This window comes from Flavobacterium sp. ZB4R12 (assembly GCF_048276375.1).
GTDB lineage: Bacteria > Bacteroidota > Bacteroidia > Flavobacteriales > Flavobacteriaceae > Flavobacterium > Flavobacterium gawalongense.
This window is the reverse complement of the sequence record NZ_JBLNKS010000011.1, coordinates 119,531-136,398: the sequence shown is the minus strand read 5'-3', so window position 1 is coordinate 136,398 and position 16,868 is coordinate 119,531. Positions and strand designations below refer to the sequence as shown.

General features: G+C 33.4%; 17 protein-coding genes. 8 read left to right on the top strand and 9 right to left on the bottom strand.

Annotation, left to right across the window (positions count from 1 at the left end):
- The coding region (locus ACNO7W_RS09840) for a hypothetical protein (protein ID WP_417938008.1) at positions 1-1,544 on the top strand (1,544 nt) is incomplete at its 5' end.
- 162 nt (positions 1,545-1,706) lie between these two features.
- Here the strand turns inward: ACNO7W_RS09840 and ACNO7W_RS09835 are convergent.
- Together ACNO7W_RS09835 and ACNO7W_RS09830 are read right to left on the bottom strand one after the other, a co-directional pair.
- A complete protein-coding gene (locus ACNO7W_RS09835; RefSeq protein WP_417938007.1) occupies positions 1,707-2,492 on the bottom strand; it encodes an anti-sigma factor domain-containing protein in 786 nt (261 codons plus the stop codon).
- Positions 2,492-3,022, bottom strand: a complete 531-nt coding sequence (locus ACNO7W_RS09830) for an RNA polymerase sigma factor (RefSeq protein WP_417938006.1) — start codon at positions 3,020-3,022, stop codon at positions 2,492-2,494. The genes ACNO7W_RS09835 and ACNO7W_RS09830 overlap by 1 nt, the downstream gene beginning before the upstream one ends.
- 241 nt (positions 3,023-3,263) lie before the next feature.
- Between ACNO7W_RS09830 and ACNO7W_RS09825 the strand changes: the two genes are divergently transcribed.
- The 5 genes from ACNO7W_RS09825 to ACNO7W_RS09805 all read left to right on the top strand — a co-directional run bounded on the left by ACNO7W_RS09825 (position 3,264) and on the right by ACNO7W_RS09805 (position 9,130).
- The gene (locus ACNO7W_RS09825) at positions 3,264-3,917 is read left to right on the top strand and encodes a DUF4331 family protein (RefSeq protein WP_143388833.1); all 654 of its coding nucleotides are present in this window, start codon (positions 3,264-3,266) and stop codon (positions 3,915-3,917) included.
- Between the two features lie 72 nt (positions 3,918-3,989).
- The gene (locus tag ACNO7W_RS09820) at positions 3,990-4,541 is read left to right on the top strand and encodes a DUF4331 family protein (RefSeq protein WP_143388832.1); all 552 of its coding nucleotides are present in this window, start codon (positions 3,990-3,992) and stop codon (positions 4,539-4,541) included.
- Positions 4,542-4,717: 176 nt separating this feature from the next.
- Positions 4,718-6,013 carry a tetratricopeptide repeat protein gene (locus ACNO7W_RS09815; protein ID WP_417938005.1) on the top strand — a complete coding sequence of 432 codons (1,296 nt, stop codon included), beginning with the start codon at positions 4,718-4,720 and terminating at the stop codon, positions 6,011-6,013.
- Positions 6,014-6,022: 9 nt separating this feature from the next.
- Positions 6,023-8,230, top strand: coding sequence for a TonB-dependent receptor (locus tag ACNO7W_RS09810; RefSeq protein WP_417938004.1), 2,208 nt, complete (start codon positions 6,023-6,025; stop codon positions 8,228-8,230).
- 312 nt (positions 8,231-8,542) lie between these two features.
- Positions 8,543-9,130 carry a glutathione peroxidase gene (locus ACNO7W_RS09805; RefSeq protein WP_417938003.1) on the top strand — a complete coding sequence of 196 codons (588 nt, stop codon included), beginning with the start codon at positions 8,543-8,545 and terminating at the stop codon, positions 9,128-9,130.
- A gap of 77 nt (positions 9,131-9,207) precedes the next feature.
- On the opposite strand, the gene ACNO7W_RS09800 is transcribed toward ACNO7W_RS09805, so the two are convergent.
- Together ACNO7W_RS09800 and ACNO7W_RS09795 are read right to left on the bottom strand one after the other, a co-directional pair.
- On the bottom strand, positions 9,208-10,158 hold the full coding sequence (locus tag ACNO7W_RS09800; protein ID WP_417938002.1) for a tRNA dihydrouridine synthase: 951 nt from the start codon (positions 10,156-10,158) through the stop codon (positions 9,208-9,210).
- Positions 10,159-10,246: 88 nt separating this feature from the next.
- Complete coding sequence (locus tag ACNO7W_RS09795) at positions 10,247-10,744, bottom strand: GNAT family N-acetyltransferase (protein ID WP_417938001.1); 498 nt, start codon at positions 10,742-10,744, stop codon at positions 10,247-10,249.
- A 94-nt stretch (positions 10,745-10,838) separates the two neighbouring features.
- Here ACNO7W_RS09795 and menD point away from each other — a divergent pair, with 94 nt between their 5' ends.
- A complete protein-coding gene (gene menD / locus ACNO7W_RS09790; RefSeq protein WP_417938000.1) occupies positions 10,839-12,500 on the top strand; it encodes a 2-succinyl-5-enolpyruvyl-6-hydroxy-3-cyclohexene-1-carboxylic-acid synthase in 1,662 nt (553 codons plus the stop codon).
- 88 nt (positions 12,501-12,588) lie between these two features.
- A complete protein-coding gene (locus ACNO7W_RS09785; RefSeq protein ID WP_417937999.1) occupies positions 12,589-12,930 on the top strand; it encodes a DUF2853 family protein in 342 nt (113 codons plus the stop codon).
- Between the two features lie 139 nt (positions 12,931-13,069).
- Here the strand turns inward: ACNO7W_RS09785 and ACNO7W_RS09780 are convergent, their stop codons facing one another.
- The 5 genes from ACNO7W_RS09780 to ACNO7W_RS09760 form a co-directional block, all read right to left on the bottom strand.
- Positions 13,070-13,393: a type II toxin-antitoxin system PemK/MazF family toxin gene (locus tag ACNO7W_RS09780; RefSeq protein ID WP_417937998.1), complete on the bottom strand. Its 324-nt coding sequence runs from the start codon at positions 13,391-13,393 to the stop codon at positions 13,070-13,072.
- Entirely contained in the window at positions 13,384-13,629 is a 246-nt protein-coding gene (locus tag ACNO7W_RS09775; protein ID WP_417937997.1) for an AbrB/MazE/SpoVT family DNA-binding domain-containing protein, read from the bottom strand. Before ACNO7W_RS09775 ends, ACNO7W_RS09780 begins: the two co-directional genes overlap by 10 nt.
- 196 nt (positions 13,630-13,825) lie before the next feature.
- Complete coding sequence (locus tag ACNO7W_RS09770; protein ID WP_417937996.1) at positions 13,826-14,017, bottom strand: hypothetical protein; 192 nt, start codon at positions 14,015-14,017, stop codon at positions 13,826-13,828.
- 301 nt (positions 14,018-14,318) lie between these two features.
- Positions 14,319-15,482, bottom strand: a complete 1,164-nt coding sequence (locus ACNO7W_RS09765) for a type I restriction enzyme subunit R domain-containing protein (protein WP_417937995.1) — start codon at positions 15,480-15,482, stop codon at positions 14,319-14,321.
- 196 nt (positions 15,483-15,678) lie between these two features.
- On the bottom strand, positions 15,679-16,626 hold the full coding sequence (locus ACNO7W_RS09760) for a WD40 repeat domain-containing protein (protein ID WP_417937994.1): 948 nt from the start codon (positions 16,624-16,626) through the stop codon (positions 15,679-15,681).
- Between the last annotated feature and the right edge of the window lie 242 nt (positions 16,627-16,868).

Genomic DNA, 16,868 nt, shown 5'->3' with positions numbered 1-16,868 from the left:
CAGCAGAAGCGACCAAAGAAGCTTTAGCAAATAAAAGTACAAACCTGACCGCTGACGGCGCATCAGATGCGAAATACCCAAGTGTAAAATCGGTTAAAGATTATGTTGACGCCTCGGTTACATCGAGTTCAACTGCTTTAGCTTCAGAAGTATCCCGTGCTGCGACTGCAGAAACTGCATTGACCACGAATTTAGCTTCAGAAATAACCCGTGCCACAACAGCAGAAGCAACCAAAGAAGCTTTAGCAAATAAAAGTACAAACCTGACCGCTGACGGCGCATCAGATGCGAAATACCCAAGTGTAAAATCGGTTAAAGATTATGTTGACGCCTCGGCTACATCGGGTTCAACTGCTTTAGCTTCAGAAGTATCCCGTGCTACGACTGCAGAAACTGCATTGACCACGAATTTAGCTTCAGAAATAACCCGTGCCACAACAGCAGAAGCGACCAAAGAAGCTTTAGCAAATAAAAGTACAAACCTGACCGCTGACGGCGCATCAGATGCGAAATACCCAAGTGTAAAATCGGTTAAAGATTATGTTGACGCCTCGGCTACATCGAGTTCAACTGCTTTGGCTTCAGAAGTATCCCGTGCTGCGACTGCAGAAACTGCATTGACCACGAATTTAGCTTCAGAAATAACCCGTGCCACAACAGCAGAAGCAACCAAAGAAGCTTTAGCAAATAAAAGTACAAACCTGACCACTGACGGCGCATCAGATACGAAATATCCAAGTGTAAAATCGGTTAAAGATTATGTTGACGCCTCGGCTACATCGAGTTCAACTGCTTTAGCTTCAGAAGTATCCCGTGCTGCGACTGCAGAAACTGCATTGACCACGAATTTAGCTTCAGAAATAACCCGTGCCACAACAGCAGAAGCGACCAAAGAAGCTTTAGCAAATAAAAGTACAAACCTGACCGCTGACGGCGCATCAGATGCGAAATACCCAAGTGTAAAATCGGTTAAAGATTATGTTGACGCCTCGGCTACATCGAGTTCAACTGCTTTAGCTTCAGAAATAACCCGTGCCACAACAGCAGAAGCAACCAAAGAAGCTTTAGCAAATAAAAGTACAAACCTGACCACTGACGGCGCATCAGATACGAAATATCCAAGTGTAAAATCGGTTAAAGATTATGTTGACGCCTCGGCTACATCGAGTTCAACTGCTTTAGCTTCAGAAGTATCCCGTGCTACGACTGCAGAAGCGACCAAAGAAGCTTTAGCAAATAAAAGTACAAACGTAACCACCGATGGCGCATCAGATACGAAATACCCAAGTGTAAAATCGGTTAAAGATTATGTTGATAATAGTGTAAAAGATGTAGCTGATGAGCTTTATTCTAATTTATTACAATCTACTTTTGTCTTATCCCAAATTCCGTCTGCTAAAAGTAAAGTAAAAATGTTTATTAACGGATTAAGGGTTAGGAATTCAGCTTATACTCTCAGTGGGAATACAGTCACATTAGATACTTTGATTCTGGGTTTTACATTATTATTAAATGATAGGATTCAATTTGATTATTTTTACTAAAATAGATTTAATAGGATTTAGTCTTCAAAAAATGTGTTTTTTTAAAATTAAGTGTAATCTCATTATATTTATTCTATACAATTTATTTCGTTAGTTCTGAATAAAAAAAGGTTCAACTGTAAAGTTGAACCTTTTTTTATTAGTATTAAGAATAAGTGATTTTTACACTTTTCCCAGCGTATATAATTGTTCCATTGTAGGAGTTAAACTTCCGCCTTTAGGTTCTAGTGTGATACCAAAAGCTTCGGCATCAGTTGCATTATCTACAGCAAACATTTTTTGATCATTAAGCTTGAAATTGTCTAATAATCCAATACTTGTAGGAGTCAACGGATTCAATTTTAAGGACCAAACCTGATATACCATTCCTTCCGGAGGTTCTGGTAATCCTGCGGCATCTACGTAAACCACTTTGGTTTCTTTGTTCCAATATACTTTTGCTGAAGATTGTGGTGCAACCGCTTGTCCACCAAGTGCTACAACGGTATTATTTGCATCTCTTACAACTGCTAAATTAGTTTCGCTTGCTTTGTTTTTTAATTCTAAAGCATTCAAATCTTTTTCCATTTTTGCTTTCACCACTTCGGCGTTTACTACCTGAGTATTGGTTTGCTCCAACTGATTGTATTGGTAACCAATGCCTACTAACAATAGAATTGCTGCTGCCCAACCAATGTATTGCGACCAATTTCTTGTAGGTTCCAATTCGATTACTTTAGCATGTTTAAGCTCTAGTTTGGACTTGATTTTTTCGTAATTCGCCACAGAATGAAACGGTGAAAAACTGGAAGATAAAGCTACAATTGCCTTTTCTATAGCAATAATTTCATCGTTTATTTCTGGATTATTTTTTGCCATGGCGTTCACTTCCTCATTTTCGGTTTCACTTAGTAAACCATAAACGTAGAGTTCTAAAATACCTGATTCTATATATTCTTTTGCTTCCATTATACGTTCAAATAATTTCTTAAATCATTAATACAGTTTCGATTGTGAGTTTTAACGGTTCCCAAAGGAATTTCCAATTCATCGGAAGCTTCTTGTTGGGTATACCCTTTAAAAAACAGTAAATCTATTATTTGAATACACTTGGGTTTTAGTTTTTTTACAAACTCTTGAATCCCAATGGTATCAATTTTATTGACCAGTTTGTTACTGTCGTCAAATAGATGTACGAAATTATCTGAAGAAAGGTTTTTTTGACCGTTATTAAAATTTTTGGAACGCAGTTTATCGATAGATGTATTTCTGGCAATATTTAGAATCCAAGTATAGAAACGTCCTTTGCTTTCATGATAGGAATCAATATTTTTCCAGATTTTGACAAATACATCCTGAAGCACATCTTCCGCTTCTTCTCTGTTTTTTACAAGAACATTGATTACTGCAAATAAGCTTTTAGAATACATATCATATAGATGTGTAAATGCCTTTTCATCTTTCTTATAAATTAATACTAACAATTCATCTTGGGTCATATACTTTTTATTTTGCTATTACAAACTTATACATTCTTATTCACAATTGGCAAATTTTATGAATAGCTGCTTTAAAATAAATTTAATTTAAAAATAGTTGTATTTAATTTAAGTATTTAATTTACTGTATATCAATTATTTATGAAATAAATTAATTTTTATTTTATTTTTTTTATGATTTTTAAAACCAAACCGAATGCAATCCCGTAAATGCTTCTATAACCTTTTAAATTATAACAAAATGAAAAAAACAAAAATGATTTTAGGTCTGTCGCTAATGGCGGTTTCGGGCTTAATTTTAGTAGCTGCGGATCACATTGATGCTCCGGCAACAGCATCTGGTAGTGCTGTAGATATTACTGATGTGTACACTTTTCAAGGACAAGACATTAACAATTTAGTATTTGCTGTAAACACGCAAGGATTGTTAAGTCCAAATGCAACTGCTGTTGCAAAATTTGACGAAAATGTGATGGTTGAGATTAATATTGACAACACTGGTGACAATGTTGAAGATTTAGTTATCCAAGCAATTAAGAAAGATGACAAAATGTATTTCTTTGGACCAGTTGCTCCAGGTACAACTGGAACATCAAGTACTATTAAAACTGCAGCTGCTTCAGGAAGTGTAACAATTTCATCTTATGGTTCAAGTGCTTTAACTGCTGAGAAAAACGGAATGAAATTTTTTGCAGGGCCAAGAGACGATCCGTTCTTTTTTGATTTAGGTCAATTTAAAGCAATTCTTGGTGGAACTGCTTCAGGGTTTAATAATCCTGGTGTAGACACATTTGCAGGAACTAATGTACTTTCATTAGTGGTAGAAGTTCCAAAAGCAATGTTAGGAACTTCAAGCACATTAAATGTTTGGGCTGAAACAAAGAAAAAACAATAACTATTTTATTTTTAAATTTTAAATTACGAAATCGAAGATTCACGATTTCCAAAATAACTAAATATAAACATCATGAGTAAAACAAATAAATTCAAAATTATAACAATCGCACTAGTAGCTGCAGTTGTTTCAGTAAATTGTGATAATGACGATTCTAATGGAGGTGATGTAAGTCTAGATTTTTCTGGAACTTTTGTTCAGCAAGATCAAATGGCCAGACCAGCTATTAATACAGTATTTATCGCTTCGGGTCAACCTAAAGATGATTTTAATGCCGCAATTCCTTCGGCAATGGGAATTAAATACCAATCTATTTTTCAATCTAGATTATTGGCTTTGAATCCAGCTTTTACTACTAATGCTTTAGGTCAAACTGCAGCTCAGTTTACAGGTCTTTTGGCTACGGATGTATTGAATGTATCGAAAACAGCAAAAACAACTTTCTTTGACGGGACTAATGTTTTAACAGGAAGAGCTTTGGCTGATGATGTAATTGATGTTGAATTATTATTAATTTTTGGAGGACCAACAGGAGGTTCAAATCCAGGTCTTACCTCAGATAACGTTGATGCAAACGACAAAACTTTCGGAACAACTTTCCCATATTTGGCTTCAGCCTGGTAATATTTATAAAAAACAGAGCGTATGTAATAATCTTCGCTCTGTTTTTTTAAAAACAAACAAACAAACAAACAAACAAACAAACAAACAAACAAACAAACAAACAAACAAACAAACAAACAAACAAACAAACAAACAAACAAACAAACAAACAAACAAACAAGCAAAACAATTAGAGTATGAAAACTTTAAAAATAATCCCATTTTTGGTTTTCACAATCCTATTTATATTCGGTTGCGAGACTAAATCAAAACAAATTACCAATAAAGAAGACTATACTAAGTATTTGAATATTAAAGGCAATAAATCACTGACGTTTGCACGAAATGAAATTGATTTTTGGCAGAAAAAATTCGATGCAGCTCCAAACCAAATTAGCTATTTAAGTCAATTAGCATCAAATTACAGTACAATTTTCGAATACACTGGAGATGTCAAAAACTTATATAAAACGGAAGAATTATTAACCAAGTCGAATGAAGCGTATGATTATTCAAGAGTTTCAACGGTTCGATCTTTAGCAAGAAATTATATCTCTCAACATCGTTTTAAAGAAGCATTAGCATTAGCAAATAAAGCATTAGCGATAGGCGAGGGCAGAAAAGAAACCATAAAATTATTGTTCGACGTTCAAATGGAACTCGGAAATTATCCTGAAGCTGTTAAAAATCTGAATGCTATTAGAGACATGAATGATTTTGATTATTTGATTCGTTTGGCAAAGTGGAATGATCACAAAGGCGATTTGAAAACGGCTATAACTTTTATGGAAAAAGCCAGAGATATTGCTGAAAAATATGATAATAAAGCACTAAAAGTGTGGTCCTATTCTAATCTGGGGGATTTTTATGGTCATGCCGGTAGAATTCAGGATTCGTATGACAGTTTCTTGAAAACATTAGTAATAGATCCTAATTATTCTTACGCTTTAAAAGGAATTGCCTGGATTGTTTTTTCGAAAGAAAGAAACACAACTGAGGCGACTCGAATTATTGATGCTATTGCTGCAACTCATAATACACCAGATTTTTATTTATTGAAATCTCAAATTGCTCAATTTGAAGGAAATAAAAGCGAGGAAATAAAAAATAGAAACGCTTATTTTTCTATGATGGAAAATAATAATTATGGCGCGATGTACAACAAATACAGTGCTTTGATATATGCTGATGACAAACAAACCGCTCAAAAAGCATTAGAAATTGCTAAGATTGAAGTGGATCACAGGCCCACAGCTGATTCCTATGATTTATTGGCATGGTCGTATTTGAATTTGGGTGAAAATAAAAAAGCATTGGAAATTGCACAAAGATATGTCGTTGGACAATCATTTGAACCGAAAGTACAATACCACTTGGCAATGATTTATAAGTCTAACAAAGAAATGGATAAAGTACAACCTATTAAAGAAGAATTGCTTTCCAGTTTGTATGAATTAGGACCAAATTTGGAGAAAAAAGTAAATCAATTATAAAATATCCAAATGAAGAATTTTTTTATAATCCTGATAACTCTTTCGGGTTGGACTACTTATGCCCAGATTCAAAAAGGAATAGTGGTTGATTTTGATGGGAATCCAGTAGAAAGTGCATACGTCAATAATATAAGTTCAGGAAGCCACGCTCATACGAATGAATTTGGAATTTTTAGTATTGATAAAACAGTGGGAGGAAACATTTTGAAAGTGAATGCTCTTGGGTTTAAAAAAATGAATTACACGGTTACTGGTTCTGAAGTTAGAATTACTTTAGAAGATGCTGTTTTTAGACTGAATGAGATTGTAATTCAAGCAAAACTTTCGGCGATGAATGTAATTTCGAAAATAGATTTGCTAACGACACCCGTAAATTCGTCACAAGAAATTTTACGAAAAGTACCTGGTTTATTCATCGGGCAACATGCAGGTGGTGGCAAAGCAGAGCAACTATTTTTGAGAGGTTTTGATATTGATCATGGTACTGATATTGCAATTTCAGTAGATGGAATGCCAGTAAATATGGTGTCTCATGCGCACGGTCAAGGCTATGCCGATTTGCATTTTGTGATTCCGGAAACGGTAGAAAAAATAGATTTTGGAAAAGGAACGTATTATGCTAACAAAGGGGATTTTGCCACGGCAGGATACGTTGCTTTCCAAACTAAAGACAAATTAGAAAAAAGCAGTATTGGACTCGAAGTGGGACAATTCAATACGGTAAGAACGGTAGGATTATTTAATCTTTTGGGAAGCCAAAAAAAGCAAAGTGCCTACATTGCTACCGAATATATTTTGACAGACGGTCCTTTTGATTCTCCTCAAAATTTTAACCGAATCAATTTGTTGGGTAAATATTCGGCTATTTTAGATGATAACAGTAAATTTTCCGTTTCTGTCTCTCGTTTTTCTAGTAGATGGGATGCTTCTGGTCAAATACCACAACGATTGGTTGATAACGGAACCATTTCGAGATTTGGCTCAGTGGATGATACGGAAGGTGGGGGTACTTCAAGAACGAATATAAATGCTTCTTTGAGCAAACCAATTGATGAAAATACATTCGTAAAAGCCAATGCTTTTTATTCAAAATATGATTTCGAATTGTATTCTAACTTTACTTTTTTCCTTGAAGATCCTATCAATGGCGATCAAATTAGACAGAAAGAGAATAGAAGTATTTATGGTATGAATGCAGAATTGAATAAGAAAACGAAGCTAAATGATGTCAATGTATTGTTGCAATATGGGATAGGTTTTCGGACCGATGCAACAACAGATACGGAGCTTTCCCATACTTTAAACAGAAGAACGGTTTTAGAAAATATAAAATTAGGAGATATTGATGAGTCTAATTTTTTTTCGTACGTAAATTCAGAATTCAGTTTTGGAAAATTAATGATTAATTCCGCAGTGCGATTGGATTATTTCAAATTTAATTACCAAGATAAATTGACCGCTGATTATAAAACGGAAAATAAGATCAAAATTTCACCAAAACTGAATTTTATCTATTCGCAAAACAACAACTTGCAATTTTTTATTAAATCAGGAATAGGTTTTCATTCTAATGATACTCGGGTTGTGGTTCAAAATAGTGGAAAACAAATTTTACCCAAAGCCATAGGAACTGATGTTGGTATCATTTGGAAGCCATTTCCAAAGCTAATTGTGAATTCAGCTTTGTGGTATTTATACTTAGAGCAAGAGTTTGTTTATGTAGGAGATGCCGGAATTATTGAGCCAAGCGGAAAATCAAAACGTATGGGATTTGATTTAGGATTGCGGTATCAACTGAATGATTGGTTGTATTTTGATACCGATGCTAATTATACCTATGCCAGAAGTATCGATGAACCAAAAGGACAAGATTATATTCCGCTAGCGCCAGATTTTACTTCTACCGGAGGGTTAAGTTTCCAGAATTTAAATGGTTTTTCCGGTGGAATTCACTATCGCTATTTAAAAAGCCGTCCTGCGAACGAGGATAATTCGATTGTTGCCAAAGGGTATTTTGTTTCTGATTTTAACATCAATTATAAAATCAAAAATATTTCTTTCAGTGTAGCGATTGAGAATTTATTCAATACCAAATGGAATGAAACCCAATTTGCCACCGAATCAAGATTACAAAATGAGTCAACAAGTGTAGCAGAAATTCATTTTACACCAGGAACCCCATTTTTTATGAAAGGTAAAATTACGTATACCTTTTAGTTTTTTATGCTTGCCTGTAATAACACCTAAAAAATTTTTTTGCCACGAATTACACGAATTATCACCAAATTTAAATAAAAAATAATTAAAAAAATCTGTGCTAATCCGTTTAATCTGTATAATCTGTGTGCTATTTTTTGTTGCTAGGTAACATTGCGGACAAGTATATGGTTTTTTAAAATGAAGATTAGTTTGTTTTGTTTGGAAGCCTTTCGTTTTTGTTTGACGTTAGGCTTCTTTTTTAACTTGTGTTTAACCAAAATAAATTTTTAAGCAACAATTAATTGTTTTATTTTTATAAAAAATATAATTATGAAAAACCTATTATTTCTGGTCAGTTGTGCGATATTACTTTTTAGTTGTCAAAATCAGGCACAAATATCGAAATCGAATTCAAATATAATTTCAAAAAACATGTCTAAAGAAACCATTTATCAATTTAAAGTAGCCGATTTATCAGGAAATACTTTTGATTTTGCTTCCTTGAAAGGTAAAAAAATCATGATTGTGAATACGGCTTCAAAATGTGGATTGACGCCACAATACAAGGATTTGGAAGCGCTATATAAAGAATACAAAGACAAAGGATTTGTGATTGTAGGTTTTCCAGCTAATAATTTTGCTTCACAAGAACCAGGAACTAATGAGGAGATTGCAACTTTTTGCCAATTGAATTATGGCGTAACGTTTCCTATGATGGACAAAGTTTCAGTAAAAGGGGACGATATGTCTGAAGTATATCAGTTTTTAACCCAAAAATCTAAAAACGGATTACAAGATTCAGAAGTAGAATGGAATTTTCAAAAATACCTTATAAATGAAAAAGGAGAACTTGAAAAAGTTATTTCGCCAAAAACGTTACCTACAGATGCTTCAATCGTAAATTGGATTAAAGCATAGTTAGTTATAAAAGCATAATGAAAAAGCGATTTTCGGGAAACTGAAAATCGCTTTTTTATTTTAGAAACAGTTAAAAATTAAATTTTTTCATTTTTGAAAATTGCTGCAACAGCCGCTTCATAATTTCTAATACTCTGCGCTTTTTTTATTTGTTTTAATACTTTATGTGGATTTGAAAATGTAGCAGAAAAGTATTCCCATAAATGATACATTTTCAATAAAATATGTGTAGATCCCGATAGCGACTCACTATATATTCCGTATAAGGTGTCGTGAAATGCACTGAATAATTCCATTTTGTTTGCAGGGTATTCCATAGTATTGCTTTTTATCATACTTGGTAAAAAAGGATCGGAAATTAATCCTCGCCCTATCATCCAGTGGTCTATGGTGGGAAAACGTTGCTGCATTTCATGAAATTTAGCCACCGAAGTAATATCACCATTGTAATACAGTTTGTGAATCGTGTTATCGACGCATTGTTGAAACGCATCTAAATGTACACCACCTTTATAAAGTTGTTTGCCAATGCGAGCATGAATGGCGATATTCTTAATAGGATACCTGTCTAAAATAGGCAAAACATCAAGAATTTCTTCACTATTTTCATAACCCAAACGCATTTTCATAGACACAATAATGTCAGATTCGGAATGTGCTCTGTGAAGGATGTTATTGATTTTCTCGGGGTTACTGATAAGACCGGAACCCATACCGGATTTCGTGACCATTGGATACGGACATCCTAAATTCCAGTTTAATTCTTTATAACCCAGTTCTTGAACATATTTAGCTACAAATAAAAACTCATCGGCATCGTTTGTTATAACTTGTGGAATTACCTCTAAACCAACATTGTTTTCAGGCAGTAGGTCCCTTTCGTAAGACGGTTTAATGACCAATTTTCCGTTTAAACGAATATAAGGGGAATAATAAGTGTCAATTCCTCCAAAATATTTGTTTAAGGCATTTCTAAAACGAAAGTCGGTAAATCCCTGTAAGGGTGATGAGAGTAAGGTGTAATTCATGAAATTTTTAGTTGTGCAAATGTACTATTCTTTACACAGTTATGCTTTTCTTGGAGCAATTATGTTTTTGTATATGAAAATCACTTATTTATTTTAGAATCAATTGCATAAAAACCAAATCAAGCCAATGATCAAATTTATAACCTACTTCACGAATAGTACCCACCACTTTGAAACCAAACTTTTCATGAAAAGCAATGCTTCCTGAATTATCAGCATCAATAGCGCCAATCATAACATGGTATCCTTGCTCTTTTGCCAATCGAATGAGTTCAGCCAATAGCAGTTTTCCAATACCTTTTCCTATAAATTCTTGGGCAACATAAACAGAATGTTCTACTGTGAATTGATAGCCTATTTTTTGTCTAAATGGACCATAACTAGCGAATCCAATTGCCCCGTTTTCAAATTCCGCCACAATTACCGGTAAATTTTTTTTCAATTTGTCTTCAAACCATAATTTTTGGGTTTCAAAATCGTGTGGTTCATAATCATAATTAGAGGTACTGTGAAGTATTTGATGATTAACTATTTCCAATATTGTATCGATATCGGCAAAAACAGCTGGTCTTATCTTGATTTCCATATAGAATCTATTTTCCTTCAAATTTAAGAAAACTATTTAAGATTAGAGAAAAACCTTTGCAACTTTGTATCTTTGTTCCTTTGAAACTAAAATAATGATTTACCCCAAAATACCTTTAGCGCAAAGCATCATTCAGATTTGTTTGGCCAAAGGAATCACCACCATAATAATTTCCCCGGGTTCACGAAATGCTCCGTTAACGATTGGTTTTGTGAGCAATCCCGCCTTTGAATGTTATAGCATTGCTGACGAACGTGCTGCTGCTTTTTTTGCACTTGGAATTGCGCAGCAAACAAAACAGCCAGTAGCTTTGGTTTGTACATCGGGTTCAGCATTACTGAATTATTATCCTGCTTTTGCGGAAGCATTTTACAGTCAGATTCCTTTAATCGTAATCTCTGCGGACAGACCACAAAGCAAAATAGACATTGGTGACGGACAAACCATCCGACAGGAAAATGTCTTTATAAACCATTCTTTATACAATGCCAATTTAAATGAAGTTGTTTCAAAAGCAAATGATTTCAAAATTAATGAAGCGATAGATTTGGCCTTGCATAAAAAAGGACCAGTTCATATCAATGCACCATTTGAAGAGCCTTTATACGAAACCGTTTCAGAACTTTCAGTTGATGTCATGGTTAATGGTTTTGCAAATTTGAATACATGGAGCACCATAGAAAATATTTCGGAGTTTGCGACTATTTGGAACAATTCAACTAAAAAAATGATTTTAGTTGGTGTAAATGAACCAAATTTGATTAATGAAAAAACAATCGCTGTATTAGCTCAAGATGAATCGGTTGTTGTTATGACAGAAACTACGTCCAACGTGTATCATCCTTCATTTATAAACAATATTGACACTATAATTACCCCTTTTACCAATGAGGAGTTTGAGGATTTTCGACCGGAAATATTGGTAACTTTTGGTGGAATGATAGTTTCTAAACGAATCAAGGCTTTTTTGAGAAAATACAAACCAAAACACCATTGGCATATTGACACTTTAAGGGCGTATGATACTTTCAATGCATTGACTAAACATTTTGAAGTTAATCCGAATACTTTTTTCGAAGTATTTTTACCTTTAACGGAAGTGGTAAAAAGCGATTATTTTGAGAAATTGGAAGCAGTGAAACTTTTGCGAAAGCAAAAACATGAAATCTATTTGGCAAAAATTCAATTTTCAGATTTTAAAGTTTTTGAAAAAGTAATTCAAAGTTTACCAAAAAATAGTCAATTACAAATCAGCAACAGTTCGGCGATTCGTTATGCGCAATTAATAGACATCGATCCTTCAATTGAAGTCTATTGCAATCGTGGTACCAGTGGAATCGACGGAAGTACATCTACGGCTATTGGTGCGGCTGTGGCCAATAAAAAACAAACGATTTTCATAACTGGAGATATTGGATTTTTATATGACAGCAATGCTTTGTGGAACAATTACATCCCAAAAAACTTTAAAATAATTTTGATAAATAACGGAGGTGGTGGAATTTTTAGAATTTTGCCCGGACATGAAGAAAGTCCCGTTTTTAATACCTTCTTTGAAACATCGCATGGTCTTACTGCGGAACATTTGGCTAAAATGTATGGTTTTGAATATAGCATTGCCAATGATGAAACGAGTTTAGAAAACAGTTTGAACGCTTTGTACGCTCAAAATGAAAAGCCAAGTATTTTGGAAATTTTTACACCCACTTTGGAAAATAACAGCATTTTACTGCAATATTTTAAAGAATTGGTCTAATTATTTTGGGGTGTTCGTTAAAAGGCATGATTAAATGTTTAAATTTGAGAGAGTTAAAATCTATTAATCAAATATTAAACTTTTATTTATGAGTGCAAGAGACGAATTAATTGTAAAGTATGCAGCCGATTTGAAAGACAAATGTGGTGTAAATCCAGACATGGATTTGTTGACAAAAGTGACCATTGGTTGCGGACCATCCATTTATAATGCGGATTCAGCCACTGTCGCCGGAAGCCAACAATCAGAATTAGATACAGTAAAAAACAACTTTCTAATCAAAAAATTAGAACTGGTTGACGGAGTCCATTTAGATGCCGGGATAGAAGCCGTTATGGAAATATACGGTCGCTCCAATAAAAATAAATACAGAGCCGTTATCTATTATTTACTAACCGTTCATTTCAAGAAAGAAAGTGTTTACAATTAGTAAATTGATATAAAAATTGAAAAGCGCCCTTTTTTGGCGCTTTTTTTATGAAGTGATTTTTCGTTTTACTATTTTAAAGGGTAGTGCTAGTTTCTCAAAGTCAAAGACTTTGCGGAGGGGGTTAACTGCCGTTGTTTAATTAATCCACAAAAGTTTCTTTTAAAACCTCTTTAACTTTTCGGATTTCCTTTTCGGTTAGATTTCCTAAAACTTTAGTTATTCTTTGTCTGTCAACGGTTCTAATTTGATCCAAAACAATCCAGCCTTTTTTCTTATCATGATTTATTTCAATTCTTGTCGGATATGTTTTTGAACTACTTGTCATTGGAGCAACAACAATAGTTTGTAAAAAGGTATTCATTTCGTTTGGAGAAATAATTACAGAAGGTCGCGTTTTTTTCATTTCACTTCCAATGGTTGGGTCAAGATTGACCAAGACGATTTGATATTGTTTTAAATCCATTCTTCAAGATTTTCGTCCTCAAAAACATCGTTTATCAGCAATTTATCATCTCCGTTTTCGTGCATTTTTTTAAATGCTTTTTCCCAACCTGCTCTCGGTTCTGATTTTGGTTTCAAGATAATATAATCTTTCTCAAGAATGAGTTCAACTTTGTCTGTGATATTATATTTTTCTAATAAGGTTTTCGATAAACGAATGCCTTTAGAATTTCCGATTGGTATGACTGAAACGTCCATGATATGTTTTTTAGTACATACAAAGTTATTACTTTTTTTTAATGTTCCTAATTTTTAGTATTTTTTTAACAATGGCAGTTAAGGGTAAAAGATCTAAAAAAAACTTTAAACGAGAGCGCTTTAATTAAACTAGTTTCCAATTTATGTGCAGTCGGGAGACTGTTTTAAAGACGGATACTTTTCAGCGAGTGGATCTTTATATAAAAGATCTCTCAAAATCATCACACATTTGATTTAGAATATCTTTTGTTTCCCTTTTGAAAAACTCTCCCAACTCTTTATTCATTATTGTATATTTTCGATACAATTTATTGAAGTCTGTATATATTTCATCTTGGGAAAAAGCAGAGCCATTATCCTTGATTTTAGCTATGATTCTTTTACCCATTTCATCAGATTTTATAAATTCAAAGAAAGTATCAATTTTGCTTTCGAAATCTAAAATGAGTTCTGCTATTGCTTCTTCTTCTTGATTGCGTTTTTCAATTACCTTTAAAATATTGTATTTGAATTTATTGGTCCCAAAAATAGTTAAAACTATGTACTTTAGTGCATTTCGCTTTAGCTTCTAAAAATGTTTTAGTCACGAATTGGACGAATTTTCGTAAATTAATTCGTGTTAATTTGCGTAATTTGTGGCTAATAAATAAGTGTTATAACCGTGCAGACTTTAAGTCTGCCAACCAAATCTATGGACTTTCAGTCCATAGTGGTTTAGTTTCTCCATATTCGCCATTAGGTTCTCCAAGGACTTTCGGTTTTGTATCTTTCACTACATAATCTTGCGGAACAACGATACCTATTTTATTATCAAAGTAAATTTCTACATCATCAATAATCTCATCCCCTTTATTGATTTGACCATAAATGATGTTGAATTTACGCCAGAACTGTAGAAACAATTCTTCGCTGTATTTTTCATCTATTTCAATAACAAATTCAATGAGATTTAAAATTTTGAAATATTCGTTAATTATTTTTTTAAGCTTTTTAGCTTCTTTCTTTTCAACCGTAATGAATCTTGTAAAATCATTATCTATTGCTAATATAATATTGATATCATTACGTCCCTCACTATACTCTTGAAATGCCTTAAAATGCTTTACAAACAAGTCGTTTTCTTTTAATGCTGCCTGATAGATTTCTAACTTTTCTTCATCGCCTAATGGGTCAAAATCTGATACTACTACATTACTGAAATGCTCAAAAGCTTGTTTTATGTTTTTAACATTTACGTTCTTGTATGACAAATCAATAATCTTACAATCGTTTTTATATTTGGTAGTTCTATTTACTCTTGATATGGTTTGAATGGCATTTATACCTCGAATTTCTTTGTCTAAAAATAAGGTATGCAATTTAGGCTCATCAAAACCCGTTTGCAATTTGTCAACTACTATTATTAAACCATTTTTTGCTAATTTGAAGTTTTGCAATACTTGCTTTTCACTCAAACCTCCATTAACACTGTTGCTACTAGGTTGGTCTTGACTGTCTGAGTACACTATGTAAATTGGTGCAGCTGTAAACCTTTCGTATTTTTTTTGCTCAACCAATACTTTGTATTGTTTATCTATTTGTCTTTTGTATCGTATTGCATTTTGTATGGAAGATACTGCCAACATTGCTTTGGCTGTTCCTCTAATATTATGATACACCGTTGAAACTAATCGTTCTGAAATGAATTTTGCAATGGCATCTACTCTTTCCGGATTGGCATATATTTTCTTTTTACGAATAGCATATTTTTTTCCTTCTTCATCAATTTCAGTATCCGTTCCCTCTGGAATTGCTTCATAACCAAAATCATTTTCAAAACCTTCTAAATCATTTTCTGGTTTTTCAAAATACATTTTTGCTGAAACTGGAACGATACCCTGGCTCCGCAAAGTCTGCGACTTTGAGGTTGTATTTGTCGGTCTCTGACCGCTTTAATCAACAGTTTTTATTGGTAGCGGTCGGGAGACCTTTTTTCACTTTCCTCAAAGTCTGTGACTTTGCGGAGCGGGTTTCATTGTTGGCTTTGCAAGCCCAACGAAACCTTAGCTGTTAGTAGTCGTTATTAATTGGTAATCTCCAAAAATCTACTTTGTTGGTCTTCGATGATATTATTGCAAATTGTCCATCTTTTGAGAATGTAGCACTTGTGTAATCAACTTTGCTTACTTCACCAAAAGTTTTAATTAGTGTTCCTTTATTATTCCAAAGTTTTGCAGTTGCATCTTCACTAGCTGTTAATATATAGTTACCGTTTGAAGAAAATTCAGCTTGATTGATTTCGTCTGTATGACCTTTAAATAAAGTTAATAATTCACCATTTAAATCCCAAAGAGCTGCTGTTTTATCAAAACTTGCAGTTAATATGGTTTTCCCGTCTGGTGAAAAACTTGCTGCGCTTACTCCGCTTAAATGGTATTCTTTTGAAAATTTTTTCTCTCCATTAATGTTCCAAACTGAAAAGGTATTGTCGCAACTTGCAAGTATTATTGATTTATTATCAGGAGAAAATGAAGCTTGATAAATGGTACAAGTATGTCCTTTAAAATCTCTAATAAACTCTCCATCGGAAGTCCATAGTTTTGCAATATTATCGCCACCACCACTTAAAATATACTTCCCGTCATTTGAATAAACAACTGTTTTTACATAAATTTCATCTGCAAATACAGTTTTTAATTTTGTCCCATCTATTTTCCAAATTAAAAAAGTTTTATCACTTCCCGCAGTTATAAATTGTTTACTGTCAGGCGAAAAAGCAACATCATTTACACTCCTTTCGTGGACATCAGTTTGATAAACAATTTCTCCTTTTTCATTCCACAAAATGGCTTTATCATCTTCACTTCCTGTTAAAATAAATTTTCCATTTGGAGATTCAGTAATTCCTAAAATTGCTTCTGAATGTCCATTAAATTCTTTTGAGATTTCACAAGTATTTTCTTTAACTCTACAATTTGTGATAGTAATTAAAATCAATATGTATAAAATATGTTTCATTTTTCTGGTTTTTTAATGGCTACTAACTTGTATATACCCGAAACAAAGTAGCGCCTGTCCACCTAATATTTGGTGGCTTTGCGCTACTTTGTAGCGGAATATTTTCAAATATATAAAAAAATGATTGCAAAATATGCAAATGTATTTTTGAATTATAGACAAACGTGACGCTATAATTCTTCTGAAAAACAAAACTTTCTACTCTAGCCCCGATGGGAGCAAGTATCCTTTTTCTCGTCGGT